At 48.9% G+C, this 16,568-nt stretch carries 22 protein-coding genes; 16 read left to right on the forward strand and 6 right to left on the reverse strand.

Going from position 1 to position 16,568, the window contains the following annotated elements; translation table 11 throughout:
* A partial coding sequence (locus tag INF73_RS21430) for a hypothetical protein (RefSeq protein ID WP_193547316.1) occupies window positions 1-902 on the reverse strand: 902 nt, incomplete at its 3' end.
* 168 nt (window positions 903-1,070) lie between these two features.
* On the reverse strand, window positions 1,071-1,457 hold the full coding sequence (locus INF73_RS21435; protein ID WP_111965839.1) for a helix-turn-helix domain-containing protein: 387 nt from the start codon (window positions 1,455-1,457) through the stop codon (window positions 1,071-1,073).
* 105 nt (window positions 1,458-1,562) lie between these two features.
* Between INF73_RS21435 and INF73_RS21440 the strand changes: the two genes are divergently transcribed.
* From INF73_RS21440 to INF73_RS21465, 6 genes are all read left to right on the forward strand, one after another.
* Window positions 1,563-1,790 carry a YdaS family helix-turn-helix protein gene (locus INF73_RS21440; RefSeq protein WP_193542505.1) on the forward strand — a complete coding sequence of 76 codons (228 nt, stop codon included), beginning with the start codon at window positions 1,563-1,565 and terminating at the stop codon, window positions 1,788-1,790.
* Window positions 1,791-1,792: 2 nt separating this feature from the next.
* On the forward strand, window positions 1,793-2,344 hold the full coding sequence (locus tag INF73_RS21445; protein WP_193542504.1) for a toxin YdaT family protein: 552 nt from the start codon (window positions 1,793-1,795) through the stop codon (window positions 2,342-2,344).
* An 84-nt stretch (window positions 2,345-2,428) separates the two neighbouring features.
* Complete coding sequence (locus tag INF73_RS21450; protein WP_193542502.1) at window positions 2,429-3,346, forward strand: replication protein; 918 nt, start codon at window positions 2,429-2,431, stop codon at window positions 3,344-3,346.
* Window positions 3,343-4,029 carry a replication protein P gene (locus tag INF73_RS21455; RefSeq protein WP_063444233.1) on the forward strand — a complete coding sequence of 229 codons (687 nt, stop codon included), beginning with the start codon at window positions 3,343-3,345 and terminating at the stop codon, window positions 4,027-4,029. Before INF73_RS21450 ends, INF73_RS21455 begins: the two co-directional genes overlap by 4 nt.
* 211 nt (window positions 4,030-4,240) lie before the next feature.
* Window positions 4,241-5,125: an NAD(P)-dependent oxidoreductase gene (locus tag INF73_RS21460; protein WP_193542500.1), complete on the forward strand. Its 885-nt coding sequence runs from the start codon at window positions 4,241-4,243 to the stop codon at window positions 5,123-5,125.
* 59 nt (window positions 5,126-5,184) lie between these two features.
* On the forward strand, window positions 5,185-5,988 hold the full coding sequence (locus INF73_RS21465) for an SDR family oxidoreductase (RefSeq protein ID WP_193542498.1): 804 nt from the start codon (window positions 5,185-5,187) through the stop codon (window positions 5,986-5,988).
* 19 nt (window positions 5,989-6,007) lie between these two features.
* Here the strand turns inward: INF73_RS21465 and INF73_RS21470 are convergent, their stop codons facing one another.
* The 4 genes from INF73_RS21470 to INF73_RS21485 all read right to left on the reverse strand — a co-directional run bounded on the left by INF73_RS21470 (window position 6,008) and on the right by INF73_RS21485 (window position 10,158).
* Entirely contained in the window at window positions 6,008-6,712 is a 705-nt protein-coding gene (locus INF73_RS21470; RefSeq protein WP_190269370.1) for a dienelactone hydrolase family protein, read from the reverse strand.
* A 66-nt stretch (window positions 6,713-6,778) separates the two neighbouring features.
* A complete protein-coding gene (locus INF73_RS21475; protein WP_193542496.1) occupies window positions 6,779-7,618 on the reverse strand; it encodes an SDR family oxidoreductase in 840 nt (279 codons plus the stop codon).
* Window positions 7,615-8,817 (reverse strand): MFS transporter, encoded by a 1,203-nt coding sequence (locus INF73_RS21480; RefSeq protein WP_193542494.1) that lies wholly within the window; start codon window positions 8,815-8,817, stop codon window positions 7,615-7,617. Before INF73_RS21480 ends, INF73_RS21475 begins: the two co-directional genes overlap by 4 nt.
* 201 nt (window positions 8,818-9,018) lie before the next feature.
* A complete protein-coding gene (locus INF73_RS21485) occupies window positions 9,019-10,158 on the reverse strand; it encodes a metallophosphoesterase (protein WP_193542493.1) in 1,140 nt (379 codons plus the stop codon).
* Between the two features lie 154 nt (window positions 10,159-10,312).
* On the opposite strand from INF73_RS21485, the gene INF73_RS21490 reads away from it, so the two are divergent.
* From INF73_RS21490 to INF73_RS21530, 10 genes are all read left to right on the forward strand, one after another.
* Window positions 10,313-11,254: a LysR family transcriptional regulator gene (locus tag INF73_RS21490; protein WP_193542491.1), complete on the forward strand. Its 942-nt coding sequence runs from the start codon at window positions 10,313-10,315 to the stop codon at window positions 11,252-11,254.
* Between the two features lie 490 nt (window positions 11,255-11,744).
* Complete coding sequence (locus tag INF73_RS21495; RefSeq protein WP_193542489.1) at window positions 11,745-12,194, forward strand: VOC family protein; 450 nt, start codon at window positions 11,745-11,747, stop codon at window positions 12,192-12,194.
* Between the two features lie 366 nt (window positions 12,195-12,560).
* On the forward strand, window positions 12,561-12,785 hold the full coding sequence (locus tag INF73_RS21500; protein ID WP_022651294.1) for a DinI family protein: 225 nt from the start codon (window positions 12,561-12,563) through the stop codon (window positions 12,783-12,785).
* Between the two features lie 388 nt (window positions 12,786-13,173).
* Entirely contained in the window at window positions 13,174-13,776 is a 603-nt protein-coding gene (locus INF73_RS21505; RefSeq protein WP_193542487.1) for a DUF1367 family protein, read from the forward strand.
* Window positions 13,776-13,982, forward strand: a complete 207-nt coding sequence (locus tag INF73_RS22175; protein WP_227413070.1) for a hypothetical protein — start codon at window positions 13,776-13,778, stop codon at window positions 13,980-13,982. Before INF73_RS21505 ends, INF73_RS22175 begins: the two co-directional genes overlap by 1 nt.
* Window positions 13,973-14,266, forward strand: a complete 294-nt coding sequence (locus tag INF73_RS21510; protein ID WP_193542485.1) for a hypothetical protein — start codon at window positions 13,973-13,975, stop codon at window positions 14,264-14,266. The genes INF73_RS22175 and INF73_RS21510 overlap by 10 nt, the downstream gene beginning before the upstream one ends.
* Window positions 14,263-14,619 carry a RusA family crossover junction endodeoxyribonuclease gene (locus tag INF73_RS21515; protein ID WP_193542483.1) on the forward strand — a complete coding sequence of 119 codons (357 nt, stop codon included), beginning with the start codon at window positions 14,263-14,265 and terminating at the stop codon, window positions 14,617-14,619. The genes INF73_RS21510 and INF73_RS21515 overlap by 4 nt, the downstream gene beginning before the upstream one ends.
* Window positions 14,616-14,753 (forward strand): YlcG family protein, encoded by a 138-nt coding sequence (locus INF73_RS21520; RefSeq protein WP_095451515.1) that lies wholly within the window; start codon window positions 14,616-14,618, stop codon window positions 14,751-14,753. Before INF73_RS21515 ends, INF73_RS21520 begins: the two co-directional genes overlap by 4 nt.
* Window positions 14,750-15,532 carry an antitermination protein gene (locus tag INF73_RS21525; RefSeq protein ID WP_193542481.1) on the forward strand — a complete coding sequence of 261 codons (783 nt, stop codon included), beginning with the start codon at window positions 14,750-14,752 and terminating at the stop codon, window positions 15,530-15,532. Before INF73_RS21520 ends, INF73_RS21525 begins: the two co-directional genes overlap by 4 nt.
* Before the next feature lie 201 nt (window positions 15,533-15,733).
* The gene (locus INF73_RS21530; RefSeq protein ID WP_193547317.1) at window positions 15,734-16,519 is read left to right on the forward strand and encodes a hypothetical protein; all 786 of its coding nucleotides are present in this window, start codon (window positions 15,734-15,736) and stop codon (window positions 16,517-16,519) included.
* The last annotated feature ends 49 nt before the right edge of the window (window positions 16,520-16,568 follow it).

The following is a 16,568-nucleotide window of genomic DNA, read 5'->3' on the forward strand; positions in this document are numbered from 1 at the left end:
TTTACGCAATTAATAATACCTTTGCTACATCCTTTCATGAATGTATGTACCTCATCATCTTGCGCAAAAGGCATTATTCCACTACAGCTGTCAGCGTTATTTTGATGTGTGTTAACTGGTCTCATCACTTTTTTATTGAATAAGCCATAAATATGATGAGACTGAATGGCAGGATAATATTCATCATCCCCGTAACCAGCAATTACTATTCCTGAATAGGTCTCAAGGTCACTTTCTTTACATGTGTAAAGAGCAAACAACTCAATCAATGAATCTAGCAAGGATTGTAGGTACGGGGGTTGGCCATTTACATTAATTGGAACTATACACTGACTACAAATTTCAACAATAAATTGTGATGCAAACTGCCTTGCTAGCACTAAGTCATTGTTATCAAAGTCTTTATAAAAACTATTTTGATTTATCTTTGATGAAAGCGTATTTGCTCTGTTTTCTATAAACTGCTGGTATTGATCATTTGAGGGGAAAGTGTTTTGTGATTGTAAGAAAGCAGTTACATCTTCGTTTTGAACTTTATTTAGAATGTCGGGTAAAATTGCATTTCTATATAATTGTTTGAAATATTCACTTTGCATTTCAGATGTAATTATATTGTTGCAGTTCTCAATAAAAGAGAAAAAACTATCGCTATATTCTTTTATTGTTTTTAAGGGGGTTGAAGTTAAAGTTTTACGGTAGGCTTTAATAAGAACTTCCCAGGGAGCGTGACATAATACAGCATTATTATAGATCATTACTGCAACTGGATGATCCTTGGAAAGTTCGAAGAGTTTATCAGCGTTATTGTAGATTTTTTCTGAAAATCCATTCGTCGTAGTTACTGCTGAATCTGCCGCGAGGGCTACCCCAGATCTATTGAAAACTGCTATTTCTGCTGTCATGCAATTCTTCCTTAAGTTAAANNATTGATTACCAAACACTAACTTCAATACCAAGTGATTCTTACAATCTCTTACAAATGGAATGATATTACAATCTTACTCACCCGAAACGACACCACTTCATAAGCAAGGTTTATCCTGCTGAACATGCAAGCCATGCTTGAAGACCTAATCTTCACTCGTTCGGATACGCCCTTTGATGTACTTCTCATAGAGCTCATCTAATTCTTTAAGTCTAAGCGCAAAAATACGAAGCATATTCTTTTGTTCTTCTTCAGGGAGTTGCCTGTAAAGTTCTAACAGGCGTTGCTCGTCAGCCTTCAGTCCATTTTTCTCATTAACGTCTTCACCGAGTAGCCATGGCACAGAGACACCAGCAGCGTCAGCTACAGCTAGAGCCGATTTTTTGCTAATCACCCCTTTTTTGAACCAGCCATTTACAGATTGCGGAGTTACTCCAGCAATCCTCGCCATATCTGATTTGCTCATACCACGCCCATTCAGTTCTGTAAGGCGCTCGACAAGTGTCGGATTAAGTAAGGTTTTCTCTTTCATAGTTAGAAGAATAAGTCTTTTGCTTAAACTTGGAAATTCGCCTTGAGCTTGACTTTTAAGTAAGTCCCAGGCTTAATTTGTTTGTCATTTTGAATGGAGATCGCAATGAACGGTTTAACTAAAGCTATCCAGATTGTTGGTACTGCTACAAAGCTAGCAAATATGTTGGGAATAAAACCAATGTCTATAAGTCGTTGGAAAAACCGCTACAAGGGAGTTGTACCGGCAGAAAGAGTGCTCCAAATATACAACACGACTGGCGTAACTCCCCACGAGCTTCGCCCTGATCTCTACCCAAACCCAACAGACGGCTTACCTAAACAGGAGCCTTAACTATGCAAACTGTTTCATTTCAACAGAGTAGCAGAGCTTCCTCTAATCCTCTGATATTCCAGTGTCATCAAAGCGAATCTACAGCGCAGGATATTGCTCATCGTGATCTCTGCTCAGCGGTACGAGCTTGGGCGGCGGCAGAAGGGCGCGTAGCTGTTGCACTTCAAATCCAGGAAGCGGCGGAAGAATTTCAACTTGATGGAGTGGATTTCTCAGGTCAGGCCGATGTCTGGAACGTGAAGCTGTTCCGCTGGCTCGACAACAAAGAAGACTCCGCATCTTACCGAAAGAACGTCGAACAGCTTGTGCCTGCGATCATGTCTGTATTACCGATTCGGTACCGCGACCGTGTCGTAAAGAACGACTCGTTTGCCTACCGGATGGCCAGGTTGGAAAAAGAAGTGAGTGAGGCGAAGCAAGCTCTGATGCTCGATGCACCGAAGAAGGAAAAGCTGAAGGAGTTAGGCGAGGGGATTTTTGAGATGTTCCGTGTCGATCCGGACCTTACGGCACCGCTGCTGGCGATGGTCACAACCATGCTGGGGGCAATGTGAAGACTTCAGAAAAGGCGAAAGCCGCGGTGCTCGAACACCAACGGCTTTCAGGTGCAAAAACGGAGTGTAATTGCGGAGCTAAGTATGTCAAACACAGCTGAAATTATCAATTTCCCCCACAGAACCGAACAACCGGGAGGTCGTATGGCCGACCTGTCGAACGGGTATACCAAGGTCGCTAACGAGATCCAACAGCTTAAGCCTCGTCTGAGAATGTCAGGCCGGGAGTGGCAATGTTTTGAGGCGGTGATCTGGCTTACCTACGGCTGGAACAAGAAACAGGACCGCGTTACGAACACGGTGATCGCCGAACTTACAGGATTGAGTGATTCGCATGTTTCTGATGCGCTCAAATCGCTCGCAGAACGCAAAATTATCTTCAATCAGAAGCAGGGCGTGATGAAAACGGTCGGTATAAATACTGACCTTTCTGCCTGGATTTTAGACAAGCCGAAAACGGGAAAAGTCTTCCCGAAATCGGGAAAAGTGTTACCGAAAACGGGAAAAACCTTCCCGGAAACGGTAGACACCCAAGACTATAACAAGAACAATATTAAAAGATCCTCGTCTCGGAATTCTGACGAATCCCGAAACCAGAAAACTCAACAGTTTCTCTCACGCCATCCAGAAGCTGCCGCCGGGATATACACCCCTGCAGGTAAATCATGGGGATCCGCTGATGACCTCAAGGCCGCTCGCTGGATTTACGACAGGCTTCTTACGGTCAACGCCTCGCTATCCGAACCCAACTGGGCTGAATGGGCAAACACCATCAGGCTGATGCGTGTCCAGGACAAGCGTACTCACTACGAAATCTGTGACCTGTTCCAGTGGGCCAACCGGGACGAGTTCTGGAAGGACAACATCCTGAGCCCCTCGAGTCTGCGCAAACAGTGGGATCAGCTCACTACCAAGCGGCTGCGTGCAACCGGAACGGCAAAGCCATCCCGGAGCGGCATCGACCTGCATAATACCGACTGGATTGAAGGGGTGCTGGAATGAAAAACCTCGCAGAGAGCATTCGCGATTTTGACCGGGAACAGGCTTGCCGGGTAGCGCACAACATGCCTGAGCAGTACACCGAACGCGAACAAACGCAGCAGGTGGCTCAGATTATCAACGGGCTGTTCGTACAGCTGGCGGCCGCGTTCCCGGCAAGCCTGGTTAATCGCAGCCAGGAAGACGTGAACGAGATCCGCCGGCAATGGGTGCTGGCCTTTAAAGAAAACGGGATCACAACCATGGCGCAGGTCGAAGCCGGCATGCGCATGGTACGCCGACAGGAGCGTCCATTTCTGCCTTCGCCAGGCCAGTTCATCAAGTGGTGCAGGGAAGGGCGCTGCGTGCTGGGGATCACCACTGCTGACGTCATGGCTGAATACTGGAAGTGGAGGAAGCTGGTTTATAGGTACCCGAGCAGCGAGCTATATCCGTGGCCAAAGGCGGTTTATTACCACATTTGCCTTGAACTGCGGCGCCGTGGAACAAATGGTCAGTTGAGTCTTAAAGAACTCGAGCGTGAAGCCAGTGACATTCTGGATGTGTGGGAAAAGCGGGTGCTGGCCGGGAAGCCGATTCCGCCTGTCCGTAGAGCGTTGGCAGCACCAGTATCGTCGAAGGGACCGACACCTGCAGAGCGTCTCAAAGCCAAATACGAGCGGATGAAGGCTGAAGGAAGGGCATAGGAAAGAAATGGTCCGCTATGAGCGAAGAGCGGACATTCAGTTATGAAGCCTTATTGTAAGCACCCTTGCCGATTGATGGATTCCGCCTGTTATGGAAAAAAACTTAGATTGATGAATTAAAGTAACCGTAGCTTTTAGACAGTCTCATCGCTTATTTTCTGTTGTCGTCAAAACTTAAGGTTGATTTGCACCTCAACCATAAGGACGAAGTATGTCAGTAAAAAAACGTATAGCCATTACCGGTGCGTCAGGGAAAATTGGCAGGGTCACAGTAGAGTGGCTTGAAAAAGCAGGGTATGAGCTGTTCCTCATTGATAAGAAAGAACCGTTAACCAGCGAACATCCGGCGATGATTGCGGATTTAGAGGATTTTGGCGCAACGCTTGATGCCCTTTCCTCCATCGGGGAAGACGTCTATTCACGACCCGAACCTGCAGCCTTTGATGCCGTAGTTCACCTCGCCAGTATCCCCCATCCCCGGATGATCCCCGATTCTGACGAGTTCAGAAACAATATGCTGGCCACCTTCAACGTATTTGAGGCATCCAGGCGCCTGGGGATTAAAAATATCATCTGGTCATCGAGCGAGGTTCCTACCGGCGTGCCTTACGATAAGTGGGAGCCCCCCTATGTTCCGGTTGATGAACACTACCCGGCACGGGGGATTAGCATTTACGCGCTGACGAAAGTGCTGGGTGAAGAATTGGCCCGCCAGTTCTGCCTTAATAACCCTGATATGCGCATTACCTGTCTCCGGCTTTCTAATGTTATGGAACCGGAAGAATACGCCCAGTTTGAAAGCTGGCAGGACGATCCGGCCGTCAGGTTATGGAATATGTGGACCTACGTTGACGTCCGGGACGTTGCCCAGGCGATTGAAAGAGCCCTCGAATATGACGTCAGCGGTAAAGATGAGTTCTTTATTACCAGCGATGTCACCTGCATGCGAACCCCTACACAGGAGCTTCTCGACCGCTACTACCCTGACGTTGAGCAGCGTAAACAATTTGCAGGCAATGAATCGGTGCTGAGCAGCGAAAAGGCAATGCGCGTCCTGGGTTACCGTCCGGCTCACCGCTGGACCGACAGCGTCTGATAATCCCTTTGTTACCGGCCTGTATAGGGCCGGGTAGCCCCTTTTAACTGGAGAATTATATGAGTGAGAAAAAACTGGCTCTCATAACCGGCGCAAGTAACGGTATCGGCCTGGCGCTTGCGGAAGAATTTGCGGCTAACGGATACGATCTTGCCATCGTGGCCCGGGATGAAAAAAAGCTATCAGCCACACGCGAACATCTGCAAAAACACTTCTCAGTTAACGTACACGCATTCAGTGCCGACCTGAGTGAGTATGATCAGATAACTGACCTGCAGGCCAGAATGGATACGGCCGGTTTAGACCTCAGTGCGCTGGTCATCAATGCCGGTCAGGGCCTCGGCGGCGCCTTTATTGGTGGTACCGATCTTGAAAAAGAGCTCAGGTTAATCCGGCTTAACGTTGATGCTGTGGTCCATCTTTCTAAAATATTTATTCCGCGGCTTGTTGAAAAGGGCAACGGGCACGTTCTTATCACCTCCTCCTTGTCCGGCTCGGCACCGATACCTTTTGAAGCGGTTTACGGGGCGTCGAAGGCTTTCGTCAACTCCTTCTTTTACGCCATACGTAACGAGTTGATGGGAAGCGGTTTATCGATGACGCTTTTGATGCCCGGGGCAACGGAAACCAATTTCTTCAAAAATGCAGGACAGGCAAGTACGACGGTAGGATCCATGAAAAAGGATGATCCGAAAGAAGTGGCCAAACGCGCTTGGTATGCCCTGATGACAGGGCATGAATTTGTCTACGGCAGCGAGTATGCCGAATATGAGGGCGAGGTAATGAACAGAATGATGAGTGAATCGCACAAAGCTCAGCGTCACCGCATCATTTCTGAACCCAATTCTGCCACGAAAAAGTAAATCCGCACGGCGCCGGGCATCAGCCCAGCGCCTCTTTCAACAGGGTAAATACAATACCAAAAGCATGGTTGCTGACGGCCTCGTTGTAATGCGTTTTACCCGGAACATCGGCCCTGGGATAGGTAAAAGAGTGAACCGCGCCGGCATAACTCGTCAGCTGAAAATCACATCCGCAGGACGCCATTTCACCGGCGAAAGCTTGTATCTGCTCACCAGTTACAAAAGGATCGTCGGCCCCGTTTAATACAGCGATCTTGCCTCTGATATTCCCTTTTTCAGCAGGGATCTGCGTATCAAGTGTACCGTGAAAACACGCCGTGAGAGCCAGAGGCGCTCCGCTGCGCGCCAGCTCGAGCACGCAATGCCCACCATAGCAGAACCCTACGGCAGCGAGCTTATCAGCATTTACGTACCGGAGTTCCGCCAGTCGCACCAGCGCGGCGTTAAGTATGAGCCGCTCGGCCGGCGAGTCTTTGACAGAATGCATACAGTTAGCAGCCTCCTCTGCAGAATCAGGCAGATGGCCGTACAGATCGGCAACGAGCACAACGTAGCCTTTTTTTGCAATAGTGCGTGCATGTTCAATGCTTGATGCTGCGGTACCCATCATATTCGGGGCAAGAAGAATTCCGGGAAGCGTTGCATTCATTGAATCTCGAACTAGTACACCCGTAAAGGTTTTTTCCACAGCTTGATATTGAATTAATTCTTCACTAAGCGGCATCGCTCTGGCCTCTGTAAGTTCCTGTTATCCCGGCAACCTGCCTCTGTGCAGGCTGCCGTCAACATCTCAGCTTTTCATCCACTGTTCAAAAGCCGTCTTCCAGTCAGGGTGCCAGCGCGACAGTGCAGGACGGTTGTCCAGCATATCCCGGGCGGCCCACATGATGCGCTTGGCATCCATTTCGCTGGTAACGGCGTTGTCAGGGCAGATGATATAGAAATCACCGCGTTCAAAGCGCGGGAGGAAATAATCGATTACCTGGGCGGCCGTCCACGCTTCATCGGGCTTGTTACCGCTGTGCTCATCCATGCCAGGATCGTTCATATCGGTCCAGGTATAGCCAGGCACCAGAAGATGAGCAGTGAGCCTGGTACCGGTTTCCTTAAGAAGCTGATGAGACAGTTGCTCTGTCAGCACCTTTACGGCTGCCTTTGAGGCATTATAGGCCGCGAACCCAGGCGGAGTGGTAATACCCTCCTTCGAGCCCAGATTAACAATTGCACCTTTATCTTCCATTTTTAACATTTCTGGTAGAAAAATATGCTGCGTGGCAACCATAGAAAGCAGGTTTACCTCCAGCTGCTGTCGCCAGAGAGTGGGTGAATCACAGGCGCCGGCGGCTATTTTCACGCCGGCATTATTTAACAGAAGATTCACTTTTCCCCAGGCGCTGTAAACGGTGTCCTTGAGCTGACGCAGGTCTTCATCTCGTGTGACATCGCCAGTGACGATTAGCGTTTGAGCCTCCAGTTCACCGGCCAGCTGCGCGAGCGCCTGTCTGTTCCGGTCAAAAAGGCAAAGTTTCATACCTTTTAGTGCCAGCGCCCTTGCCGCTGCAGCACCGATTCCTTTTGCCGCACCGGTTATTACGGCAACGCTATCCGCACAGATGACTTTATCGTTCATGATTTGCTCCCGTCAGTAATGCGTACCGATATGAACATAAGAATAAGTGCCAGGAGGGAAAAAGCAGCGCCTACCCATCCTGTAGAGATCCAGCTTCCTCCCGAAACGATGACGAAACCGCCTGCAGCTGCGCCAAGCGCATTGGAAATATTAAACGCGCTGTGGGTAAGTGAGGAGGCGAGAGTTTGAGCTTCACCGGCAATGTTCATCATATGCGCCTGAAGTGCCGGTACGAGAGAAAACCCGCATCCCAGCATAAACAGCACGATGAGTACCGGAATTTGCAGCGTTCCCGTAAGGGAAAACAGTCCCAGAAAAACGATATTCCAGGCGATGATGCCAAATATCGAAGGGATCAGCGCAATGTCTGCCAGTCTGCCCCCGATAATGTTGCCGGTAACCATGCCGGCTCCCCAGAGAACCAGGATCCACGGCACGGATGAAATTGAAAATCCGGCCGCTTCCGTCAGTGCCGGGGTGATAAAACTGTATACGGCAAACATGCCGGCAAAGCTGACTGAAGCGACGGCAAACGTCATCAGAATCCTGGGACTCTTCAGCGCGCCAAGTTCCTTCAGCGGTGAAGCGGATCTGTTCGCCACTAAGGAAGGAACAAAAAGCAGCACCATTATGCCCGTCAGCACCAGACCCGTAGCTACCATCCAGAAGGAAATTCTCCAGCCCAGCACCTGCCCTGCCCATGTGACAAGCGGGACGCCGGCAATGTTTGCTACGGCAAGTCCCAGCATAACGTAACCGATATAACGGGCTCTATGCTGTGGCGACACCATCGAAGCCGCCACGAGCGCCGATACACCATACCAGGCACCGTGAGGCATGCCGGAAATAAAGCGCGCTGCCAGCATGGAGTTATAGCCTGTAGCCAGTGCGCTAAGGGCATAGCCGGCAAGCGCTATGATTAACAGTATCAGTAGCAGAGTTTTACGGCCCTGCCGCGCGCCAAGCACCGCGATCGCCGGAGCACCGAACACAACGCCCGCAGCATAGGCGCTGATATAGGCTCCAGCTGCAGGTATGGAAACGCCGGTACCCTGCGCCAGGTCCGGCAGAAGACTCATCGGTGCGAACTCTCCCGTACCGATGCACAATCCCCCGGCGCCCAGTGCAAGCATGGCGGGGAAAAGACCCACAGGGGGGTGAACACGCTCATCCTGGCGTGAAAGCATTTGTTCAGACATTGATTTTAACTCCCGATCGTTCCAGCTGCCGGATGCAAAAAAAGAAGAACCGGTACCTGTCGGGCAACGGCTCTCAGCCAGGTACAGCTTAGGATGACAACGTACCGGAAAGAACGGCAACAGGCAGTGGTATATTGAACTGAAGTAAACTATAAGCCCTTATTTAGGGTTAATGATGAATCCTTTCGCCAGCAACGTTGATTATTTCTCAACGATTTTGTTGCTGGTTTCACCATGAAGTGTAATTAGCGTTATTTCAGCAGGTTTTCCCAGCCGGAAAGGGAAGCCATTCCAGATACCGGATCCGTTGCTGACGTAAAGCGACATGGAGCCTTCTTTATAAAGTCCGGACACGAAACCGTTATTGGCAGGCGCAATCAGGCTGTCCAGCCCTGCGATCATGCCACCATGTGTATGCCCGGAGAGCTGAAGGGCAACCCCTTTTTCTGCGGCTACTCTGGCATTTTCTGGTCTGTGGTCAAGAAGGATCACGGTTTCACCAGAGCGGGAAGACTTAAGAGCCTCGGCCAGGTCAGGGCCAGGCAGACCGTAGGATGGCGCAACGGCATCGGTCACACCCGCCAGATACAGCGAGTCGCCGTTGTGGCTAACGCGGTATCCGTCATTATTTAGAAAGTGAAGACCCAGTTTTTCAAATGTCTGGATCCAGTCTTCAGCTCCAAAATAGTATTCATGATTACCCGTTACGGCAAAAACGCCGTCTTTAGCCCGCAACTGGCCAAGCGGCTCAATATCGGAGAAACGCGCATCCGGCCAGCCATCAATCATATCGCCGGTAATAACGATCATATCCGCATCTAACGAGCGGGTTCGGGTAACAACATCCTGTATCCAGTTGCGCGGCAGAAGTCTGCTGGCGTGCAGGTCCGTCAACTGGACAATCCGGTAGCCTTCAAAGTGCGAGGGTAGCCCCTTGAGCGTTAAGGCTACGTTTTTCACTTCAGGAGTGGCTGTGCCATTTTTCAGTGCCTGTGTTGTAAAGATGGCTGCCGCTGCAGGCAGAATAAACCAGAAAGCTGAATGCCATTTCAACCAGCGACCTGACAGCAGACGGTGTACCATTCCGACTATGTCACGCAATAAAAGCAGGACAGCCATAAATATGGTCATGCCGAATAACCAGGTAGTAAGTAACATCAGCGGTCTTGGTATCTCAGGGGAAAACATATTCCCCGTAAAAAATTTCGTAAGGAGATGAAACTCCGAGGCGACGAGCATTACGCCTGCGACAACAAATTTTACTGAAAATGGAGCGGGTAGCGGTCTGATAAAGCGAAACAGCACATAAAGCGCTGGAATGATTGTCCAGATATGAAACACGCGGCGATCTCCCGGTGAATGGTAAACCTTTTAGTTTTATGTGACGTCAGTTTGCAACGTATCGTTGAATGAATCTAAACTTACCATTCCTGCGGTACGTTTTCTTACAATAATTTTTCACATTGCATTGAATTTAACTCAACGGTCTAACGCCATGCCAACCCGACTTTCTGCCACGCTTACCCGAAGCGATCTAGCCGAGCTCAACGCTTTTCTTGTAACCGAAAAAATGCGCAGCTTTACCAAAGCCGCCATAGAACTCGGTATTACTACCTCTGCCCTGAGCCATACCATACGCAATCTCGAGACACGCCTGGGCGTCAGGTTGCTGAACAGAACAAGCCGTACTGTCTCTCCCACTGAAGCGGGCGCGAGCCTTGCGCTGCGCCTGGAAACCGGCTTTAAAGAAATAGGCGACGCGTTAGAGGAAATCAACAGTATGCGCGATCGGCCAGTGGGAAGGCTCAGGCTTAACGTGTTGAGTGATGGTGCCCGCCTCATCATCTCCAGACATCTTCCTCGCTTTATCAGCAAGTACCCGGAAATGGAAATTGAAATCTGCGTTGATGACAGGATGGTCGACATCATTCAGGAGGGATTTGATGCCGGTATCCGCTTTGGTGGAACTGTTCCTGAAGATCTCGTTGCAGTCCGGCTGGGGGGTGAGCTCAGATGGGTAGCAGTTGCATCCCCACGCTATCTTTATCAGCACACCCTTCCTGCCGTACCTGAAGACCTGCGCCTGCATGAGTGCATTCAGCTGCGCACCGGACAGGGCGTTATTTACAAATGGGAATTCCGTAAAGGAGAAGACTATCGCGTGATCGACGTAAGGGGACAGATCTGCGTGAGTGAAACTGCACTGGCCATTGAACTGGCACTGTCTGGCGCCGGCATTGCCTACTGCCTTGAAGACAGGGTTCGTGACCACATTCGTGACGGCAGTCTGAGGATTGTGCTCCCGGAATGGGCGCCCGTTGAAGAGCCTATGTATCTTTACTATCCCGGTCACCGGCGGGTTCCACAAGGGCTGAAGGAGCTGATTGAGGTGCTCAGAGAAGAGATAAAAAATGAAAATGGAGTAGCTGATAAATAATTTAATTCATTGCTATAGGTATGTCCGCTTTTGGCACAAAGCTGGCATTCCAGCCTTTGTATGACTGTAAAAACTACCTTCACGTGATAAGCCGCTTCGGGTAATGACGAGGCGCTTGTGTGACTTACTGGAAAACCAAATTGCGCGGCACGTTTGCTGCGTAAGTATCGCTGACTGCTCGATACCAGCTGAGCTTTAAAAGCCAAATATGATTGGATGAAAGCTGGTAGGAGGGTAAGGGGATGTGTGAGCGAAAATGAGACCAACTATTTAAGCCTGCTCCGTTTACCGCATCTCAACTGAGTTCTTTTTTCTTTGCGTAGCAGGCTAAATCTTCATTTAGCTGGAGTTAGCATACGCCGCAACCCTGAACGGCATTGAACAATACGTGCAAGAAATCCAGCAAAAGCATAGATTGAAAAGCTCTTGACCTCAAGTTAACTTGAGTTTTTAAGATGGCGACTCTGGAGATAGTCAAAGGATTAGCCTAATGAAAGATATTGATGTAGGTTTTACGCACGTTGCGTTTGTTGTTAGAAATTTGGAAAAAAGTATTGATTTCTACAGCCGTTATGCTGGCATGGAAGTCGTACACAGGCGAGAGCCTGACCTTCCGGAGGCACGTAAAGTCGCGTGGTTAAGTGACCGAACTCGCCCTTTTGCACTTGTCCTTGTTCAGGTTGATGCTGTTACTGACACCCCTCTAGGTAATTTCGGTCACTTGGGAGTAGCTTGTTCAAGCATTGAAGAAATCGACAATAAGGTAGCGATGGCCAGAATGGAAGGCATCTTGCGAAAAGAACCGGTTCAGGCAGGCGAACCGGTAGGTTATTATGTCTTCTTCGCTGATCCTGATGGTAACACACTTGAACTTTCTTTTGGTCAGAAAGTCGGGATCGAGGCTTTCCGTCAGGATGATAAAGTGCCTGCATCTCAGTAAATTTCGATAACCGGTTGGATTACATTACGCACTGGTAATGTTTCATGTCGTTTTAGAGCTTGCTGACAAATTTGTTGCTTAGTAACAGCAAGCTCCATAATAGCCTTTACGAATTTTCATTTTATAAATCTCATATCGAAACCACAATTTAGTAGTGAAACTGCACTAAACTCCTCTGAAATCTATTCAACATAACTATTGTGTAGACCACCAAATCTGAGATCTGTCCCAAATCGTTCTTAAAACCGATACCTGCAAGCTTGGAAGCGCTTCATCCTTCTAACACTCTTTAATCGTTGCAAAATCCGTAAGATACGTTTATAAATATACTGTATATGCATACAGGTGTTCATTGCGGAGGGAAAAATGAAAATCGAGTTAGCCATTGATCGCATGAAGAAACTTCCTGATGGAGCTATACCTGCACTAGAGTCAGAACTGCTCAAAAGGCTCAGCAAGCAGTTTGATAATTGTCAGCTAACGATCAAGCGTGACAGCAATGATGGTCTGAGTGTTTTCGGGGGCGACAAGAAAGAGGTTGAGCAAATCGTGCAGGAGACCTGGGAAAGCGCCGACGAGTGGTTTTATTAATCGCGTGAATTTCACTGGAGCAGTTTCAAAGAGTATCGCTGTTTGCGTTCCCCTGGCTGTTCCCGATTACTGTTTACCGCGTCAATAAGTCGCTCTGGGGGAAATAGTGTGTAGTGCAGATGCCTTTAATGCAGATGATCAATGGTACGACGTGGTCAGAAGGGCCGATAAAGCAGTTATCTATAGCTTCCCGGCTGAGGGCAGATATCTGGTTTATCGAGTAAATGGAATAGTTTCATTACGACCGTTGCTCGAAGAGGAAGAAATATTCACTCTCAACGGGTTTATGCAATTTGCAAAACGACTGGGGTACCGAATTACACCACCGTCTGATATTATTCTTTCATAGGCCTGAACAACCTATACCTGATGCGCCACGGAGAGAACCATGGCGCTAGAATTACAACTTATCAAACACCATTTAGGAATACTGATCCCGGCTACGCCCGAGACCAGCTATATCCTGCAATCAAAAACCCGACTCGGCGATGTTCTTGTTGCCGAGTTCAGACGGGTCCGAAACCCGGCATTTCACCGGCGCTTTTTCGCGCTTCTCAATCTCGGTTTTGAATACTGGGAACCAACCGGCGGGGCTATCTCGAGTAACGAGAGGAAGCTGATTACTGGCTACGCCAAGTTCCTAGCTTCGTATGCCGGCAATGAGGGCGCGCTGATCGATGCTGCTGAGCATTATCTTGAGCAGGTTGCATACCGCCGGGTCACAAATGGCATTAGCCTGTGCAAATCCTTTGACGCTTACCGCTCTTGGGTGATCGTCGAAGCAGGGCACTTTGATGCCATTCAGCTGCCTGACGGCACACTCAAAAAGCATCCTCGTAGCATCTCATTCGCTAACATGGACGAGCTCGAGTTTCAGCAACTCTATAAAGCTGCGCTCGATGTCCTCTGGCGCTGGATCCTGTCCCGTTCATTCCGCAGTCGTGATGAGGCAGAAAATGTCGCCGCGCAGCTGCTTGGCTTTGCGGGGTGATGGCCATGAAAAATACCTGGTTTCATCATACCGACTGCAGCACCGAACAGGCCGACGAACTGGTTAAGCGTTACAAAGCTCGCGGGGTACGAGTTGAGCGTAGCCTTAATCAGGATTACGTGACATGGACTGTCAGTGCATTCCTTCCGACATCTAACACACCAGCGCACCCGGATAGTCGCTGGCAAAACCGGATATGGGGGTGAGCGTGGCTATTAATCGCAGCAAAAAATGGCTCGCCGCCGTCGGGCAGATCGAGCGTTGTGTTCTTTGTGGAGCATGGGGAACGCAGGTGGCACACAGGAACGAAGGGAAAGGCATGGGATTAAAAACCGATGACTGTGCGACAGCTGCGCTCTGCGTTTGCTGTCATGACAGCATTGATAACGGGAATAAGCGGAACAGGGAAGAGCGCCGGCAGCTTATGGACCGCGCGATTGTTCTGACAGTGATTGAAGTTGCCCGCCGCGGGCTGGTGGTGCCCGCATGAAAATTTACGAAATTACGCCGATTGGCAAACCCCGAATGACTCAGCGTGATCGATGGCATAAACGGCCAGCAACAGCAGCTTACTGGGCATACAAAGAACAGGTACGGTTGCTGGGCATCTGCCTGCCAGAATCTGGATATCACCTCACGTTCGTTATCCCCATGCCAAAGAGCTGGAGTAAGACGAAGCGGGCGCAATATGTTGGCCGGCCTCATCAACAAAAGCCGGACAAAGACAATCTGGAAAAAGCTCTGCTGGATGCAGTGTTTGACGAGGATAGCCATGTCTGGGATGGGCGGGTTACGAAAATCTGGGGAGAAACCGGGCAAATTATCATCGGGGAGGCCACATGAAGCCAGAAACGCTTGAGGTAATCCGCGCGCGCTGGCAGCGCCTTCGAATTTACCGCTACCGGGGATCGGTGCTGGTGGATTATCGCATCTTCCGTAATTACATCAGAATTGAATCGAAGCAGAGGGGCACATGAAACTAGAATCAACATTAAAACACTTCAGCCCTCAGGGAATGCACATCAGCGATAGTGTAAAAAGTACTTCTCCGGATCGCCTCAACGGCACCGATGTAATGGTGGCCATTGGTACCACCAGCAGTCGTGCGCGATTCGGCTTGGCTGCCTTCTTCGGTAAAGCGGGAATCAGCAAAACGGATGAACAGCTCGCAGTTCAAGCGCTGGCGCGATATGCGATAGATGTCGCACCGAAGAATGTTCGCAAAGCAGCTGGTGAGCAGTTCGGATGGTGTATGCAGATGCTGGCACAATTTGCCTTTGCTGATTACTCACGTTCTGCGGCTACCAGCGTGACGTGTCACAGTTGCAGTGGTACCGGGTTTATCTCCGAGAATGAGGATGTGGTTAAACATCCTGGTATTTTCGACGCCGACGGTGCCGAAGTGGTGGCCCCGAAGATTAAAAATGAGCTGGTGAAAAGGGTTTGCAGAACATGCGGAGGGAAGAAAGTGATCCTTGCCCGGTGCAGGTGTGGTGGTAAAGGCGAAGTGTTGGACCGCAAAGCGACTAAAGACCGCGGCGCGCCGGTTTTCAAAACTTGTGAACGGTGCTCTGGTAATGGCTTCTCTGCTATCTCCTCGGCGACGGTACACCGTGCCATTCTGAAGCGTCTCCCGGACCTGCATCAATCCTCATGGTCGCGTAACTGGAAACCATTCTTTGAACTGCTGGTGGACACGCTGCTCCAGGGTGAGCGTCACGCTGCTAAAGAATTCGAGAAGGCAACAGCTTGCTAATGTGATCGGAACAAATGGCGACACTTTTTTGCACGTAAGTGTTGACTTTGCATAAAAGTGTCCCGTATGCTTTCCAACGTGGGTTATTACGCCTACACCATATCATACACGCTTCTGCGCGGTTTTTTGTGAACTCAAAAATAGATGAGTTCCATCGATATGTAATACAATTGCTTGATTACCTTATTGAGGGTCGAGCAAATGTACATTTTTGAATTGGTAAAACCGGGCAGCCGTATTAAGTCTGAAGATAGAGAGTTTGCTTGGAAATTTGAGAGCCTGCTAAGGCATTTGGAAACTGCTTTCTATGACGCAAATATTTCGTTAAATTTTTTTGAGCATGAAAGAAACTCTCAATCGCATCGCGATGCTTCATCACACGAACAGTGGACAAGTGATTTCCAAAGACGACAAATCTTAGAGCAACAGGTACGTGAGGAGTTTGGTTATCAACCTTATGAAAATCAAGATGTTGTAAGGTTTGAAGCTGAAGTTCGATTAAAAAGAGAAAAGTGGGGACGCGGTAGTATTCCTTTGAATCACCAGCATCAGTTTATCTTTTTGCATGCTAAATCTTTTCTGTATGCGATGGATACTATCGACAAGTTTCTGAAAGTTTTATCCGAAGAACCTGGTTCCCCCCACAAAATTCGAGATTTACATGCCCAAATTGGAAAAGATTTCCCTGATTTACGAGCTGTAAGAAATTCTGCCCAGCATCTTGAAGATAGAGCTCGTGGACTTGGCGCAGGCCGAATACCTAAACCTTTAGAATTAAAACCATTAGATAATGGGTTTATTAATGCTCCTCAAGGTGCGCTGATGCTTAATAACTTATTCGGTTCCAAATTTGGATGCACCATGGCAGATGGACACTATGGTGAAGTTGATATATCGGCTGAATCATTACATAAATTGCAATTAGTAATTCAAGAAGTTTTCAATTCTTTTGAATGGGAAGGTCCTAAAGATCACCTTCCAAGATAAATTTTTATAAGATGGAAACTAAGGATGCAAATAAATGGTGTTTTTTAAG

This window comes from Enterobacter cloacae complex sp. P6RS (assembly GCF_014982245.1).
Taxonomy (GTDB): domain Bacteria; phylum Pseudomonadota; class Gammaproteobacteria; order Enterobacterales; family Enterobacteriaceae; genus Enterobacter; species Enterobacter bugandensis.

What these genes read in the sequence shown, in the direction of transcription:
- INF73_RS21435 (WP_111965839.1), bottom strand. Translation starts at nt 1,457, where the DNA reads ATGAAAGAGAAAACCTTACTTAATCCGACACTTGTCGAGCGCCTTACA.
- INF73_RS21440 (WP_193542505.1), top strand. Translation starts at nt 1,563, where the DNA reads ATGAACGGTTTAACTAAAGCTATCCAGATTGTTGGTACTGCTACAAAG.
- INF73_RS21445 (WP_193542504.1), top strand. Translation starts at nt 1,793, where the DNA reads ATGCAAACTGTTTCATTTCAACAGAGTAGCAGAGCTTCCTCTAATCCT.
- INF73_RS21450 (WP_193542502.1), top strand. Translation starts at nt 2,429, where the DNA reads ATGTCAAACACAGCTGAAATTATCAATTTCCCCCACAGAACCGAACAA.
- INF73_RS21455 (WP_063444233.1), top strand. Translation starts at nt 3,343, where the DNA reads ATGAAAAACCTCGCAGAGAGCATTCGCGATTTTGACCGGGAACAGGCT.
- INF73_RS21460 (WP_193542500.1), top strand. Translation starts at nt 4,241, where the DNA reads ATGTCAGTAAAAAAACGTATAGCCATTACCGGTGCGTCAGGGAAAATT.
- INF73_RS21465 (WP_193542498.1), top strand. Translation starts at nt 5,185, where the DNA reads ATGAGTGAGAAAAAACTGGCTCTCATAACCGGCGCAAGTAACGGTATC.
- INF73_RS21470 (WP_190269370.1), bottom strand. Translation starts at nt 6,712, where the DNA reads ATGCCGCTTAGTGAAGAATTAATTCAATATCAAGCTGTGGAAAAAACC.
- INF73_RS21475 (WP_193542496.1), bottom strand. Translation starts at nt 7,618, where the DNA reads ATGAACGATAAAGTCATCTGTGCGGATAGCGTTGCCGTAATAACCGGT.
- INF73_RS21480 (WP_193542494.1), bottom strand. Translation starts at nt 8,817, where the DNA reads ATGTCTGAACAAATGCTTTCACGCCAGGATGAGCGTGTTCACCCCCCT.
- INF73_RS21490 (WP_193542491.1), top strand. Translation starts at nt 10,313, where the DNA reads ATGCCAACCCGACTTTCTGCCACGCTTACCCGAAGCGATCTAGCCGAG.
- INF73_RS21495 (WP_193542489.1), top strand. Translation starts at nt 11,745, where the DNA reads ATGAAAGATATTGATGTAGGTTTTACGCACGTTGCGTTTGTTGTTAGA.
- INF73_RS21500 (WP_022651294.1), top strand. Translation starts at nt 12,561, where the DNA reads ATGAAAATCGAGTTAGCCATTGATCGCATGAAGAAACTTCCTGATGGA.
- INF73_RS21505 (WP_193542487.1), top strand. Translation starts at nt 13,174, where the DNA reads ATGGCGCTAGAATTACAACTTATCAAACACCATTTAGGAATACTGATC.
- INF73_RS22175 (WP_227413070.1), top strand. Translation starts at nt 13,776, where the DNA reads ATGGCCATGAAAAATACCTGGTTTCATCATACCGACTGCAGCACCGAA.
- INF73_RS21510 (WP_193542485.1), top strand. Translation starts at nt 13,973, where the DNA reads ATGGGGGTGAGCGTGGCTATTAATCGCAGCAAAAAATGGCTCGCCGCC.
- INF73_RS21515 (WP_193542483.1), top strand. Translation starts at nt 14,263, where the DNA reads ATGAAAATTTACGAAATTACGCCGATTGGCAAACCCCGAATGACTCAG.
- INF73_RS21520 (WP_095451515.1), top strand. Translation starts at nt 14,616, where the DNA reads ATGAAGCCAGAAACGCTTGAGGTAATCCGCGCGCGCTGGCAGCGCCTT.
- INF73_RS21525 (WP_193542481.1), top strand. Translation starts at nt 14,750, where the DNA reads ATGAAACTAGAATCAACATTAAAACACTTCAGCCCTCAGGGAATGCAC.
- INF73_RS21530 (WP_193547317.1), top strand. Translation starts at nt 15,734, where the DNA reads ATGTACATTTTTGAATTGGTAAAACCGGGCAGCCGTATTAAGTCTGAA.